2 protein-coding genes and 1 pseudogene are annotated in these 1,978 nt (G+C 58.2%); 1 reads left to right on the top strand and 2 read right to left on the bottom strand.

The window, feature by feature from the left end; translation table 11 throughout:
- A pseudogene (locus tag AC1DLB_RS28770) lies at positions 1 to 373 on the top strand (hypothetical protein); the annotation flags it as partial.
- A 317-nt stretch (positions 374 to 690) separates the two neighbouring features.
- Here the strand turns inward: AC1DLB_RS28770 and AC1DLB_RS28765 are convergent.
- Together AC1DLB_RS28765 and AC1DLB_RS28760 are read right to left on the bottom strand one after the other, a co-directional pair.
- Positions 691 to 1,434 (bottom strand): anti-sigma factor family protein, encoded by a 744-nt coding sequence (locus tag AC1DLB_RS28765; protein ID WP_477744580.1) that lies wholly within the window; start codon positions 1,432 to 1,434, stop codon positions 691 to 693.
- A complete protein-coding gene (locus AC1DLB_RS28760) occupies positions 1,427 to 1,939 on the bottom strand; it encodes a sigma-70 family RNA polymerase sigma factor (protein WP_007941935.1) in 513 nt (170 codons plus the stop codon). The genes AC1DLB_RS28765 and AC1DLB_RS28760 overlap by 8 nt, the downstream gene beginning before the upstream one ends.
- Positions 1,940 to 1,978 lie beyond the last annotated feature (39 nt).

The following is a 1,978-nucleotide window of genomic DNA, read 5'->3' as shown; positions in this document are numbered from 1 at the left end:
GGGTTACCTCTATGAGGGGACCACGTATCTGCTCAATCAAAAGCTCTGGGCCAAGGTGAGTGTTGTCGCGCTGCTTAGCCTCAACGGCGCTTTGTTGCATCGAATCGGTTTTCCGCTGCTGCAGAAAGCTCCCTTTGTTTTGTTAAACAGCTGCGCCCGGACTCGCCTTGCCCTGTTGGGCGCTCTCTCAATGAGTGGCTGGTCATTTGCTGCATTCCTGGGGGTGGCTCGAGCGTGGAATCACGTGCTGCCTTACTTGCATGTGATGGGGGCTTTTGCCGTGTTCTCGTTAGTGGCTTGTGCAGTGGCGTGGATAGTTGCCAGCACAGCGGGTGCCATGGATGATGAGTGGTCGCGCACTGGCAGTGAGTAAAACCTGATTACGCCGGACGCTGAACGACGAACCATTGCGCGTAGGGGCGCGTGCATTCGTAACAGAAATGCCGACCTGTTAGGCAGTTCAGAGTTCTTCGAACATGAAGATTCCTGGCCCGCCGTTCACCGGCGGGCTGTTCAGGTTTATTCAGAATTGTGTTCGGGACACTGGGCGCAACTCTGGATAGAGTTCTCACCGCTCACCCAGCTTCGGTTCTTTACCAAGCACGGAGTGCTAGGCCTTGGTTGGGCGAGCACCCATTTTTGATTGTTCTCGACAGAGAGAATGACGGCGCACGCGAAACCGTGCTCCCTTCAGACACCGTCCCTGAGCAACTGGCTGAACGCCTCCAGTTCACTTTTTTCCACATCGGAAACCAGCACGAAACGCATGTGGTTGGCTTGCCAGGACACCACGTTAAAGCCACGAATCGTCTGGGTCTGCCGCGGTTTGTCTGCCTCCGGCACGGGCAGGATAAACACATTGATGATGTGCTTGGCCCTCCCATAACTCAGCGCTGCCGTGGTCTGGTGTTGTAGATAATCCAGCCGCCCACCCAGTAATGGAAATCCCTGCGCCGAGTAATCGAATACCGGCGGCGAGAAGTCGAGTTTGCCGGTGAACCAGGGCTTCACGGTGTGGCGGTCGGAGGACACCACATCGTTCAGATGCTCGCCCATCAACGAGCGGACATGGCTGGAGACAGCCTCGTCCATCAGAGGTTGCTCGCTGCCCGGCGTCATCACATAAAGCACTGCCGCCAAGGCCAGCGCCGCCGTAGAAAACGTCGGAGCGAACCATTTCCGCCAGCGTTCGACGGCGCGAGTCGCGGGAGCACCCGCGGCAAACACGCTGGCCGCTAACGATGTCGGCGCCGGGTAATACGGCGCCTGGCGCTTCACACTGACCTTCAGCAGTTTCACTTCATCATGCAGCCGCGCGCACTCGGGGCATGCGGCCAGATGCGCAGCTACATCCGCAGCCGTCGCAGGATCGAGTTCGTGATCCAGATAACCATGCAGCCGTGTCTGGCAAACCGTGCAGTCGAGTTCATTCATGATCGTGCAACTTCAGTAGTTCGAGCTTGAGCATCGCGCGCCCCCGGGCCAGTCTCGACATGACGGTGCCGATGGGGATATCGACCACCAAAGCGATGTCCTTGTAAGGCATGTCTTCGAGTTCTTTCAGCACAATCACCTCACGAAACACCGGCGGCAGGGCGCACAGCGCTTGCTGGATCAACGCCGCGTTTTCGGTGTGAATAGCCAGCAATTCCGGGGTCTGGCTGTGGCTCAGTGCCCCTTCGTCATCGCCAATGTCGTCATCGAAAGCAACCCAATGGCGCCCGGCCGAGGCTTTGAGCCAGGTGTAGCTTTCATTGCGCACGATGGTCAGAAACCAGGCCTTGGCGTTGCCATCGGCGAAACGCTGCAAAAACCTGAAGGCGCGCAGGGCACTTTCCTGCACGACATCGCGTGCGGCGGCGTCGTTGCCAGTGAGCCAGCGCGCGAGGTTGTAAGCCGCGTCCAGATGGGGCGCAATCAGGTCCTCAAATCGCTTCATAGTGGCTTCCGTACTGTCACACCCCTATAACCGTGGTGC

Source organism: Pseudomonas sp. 05N434 (genome assembly GCF_056396965.1).
This window is presented reverse-complemented; position numbering and strand designations above follow the sequence as displayed.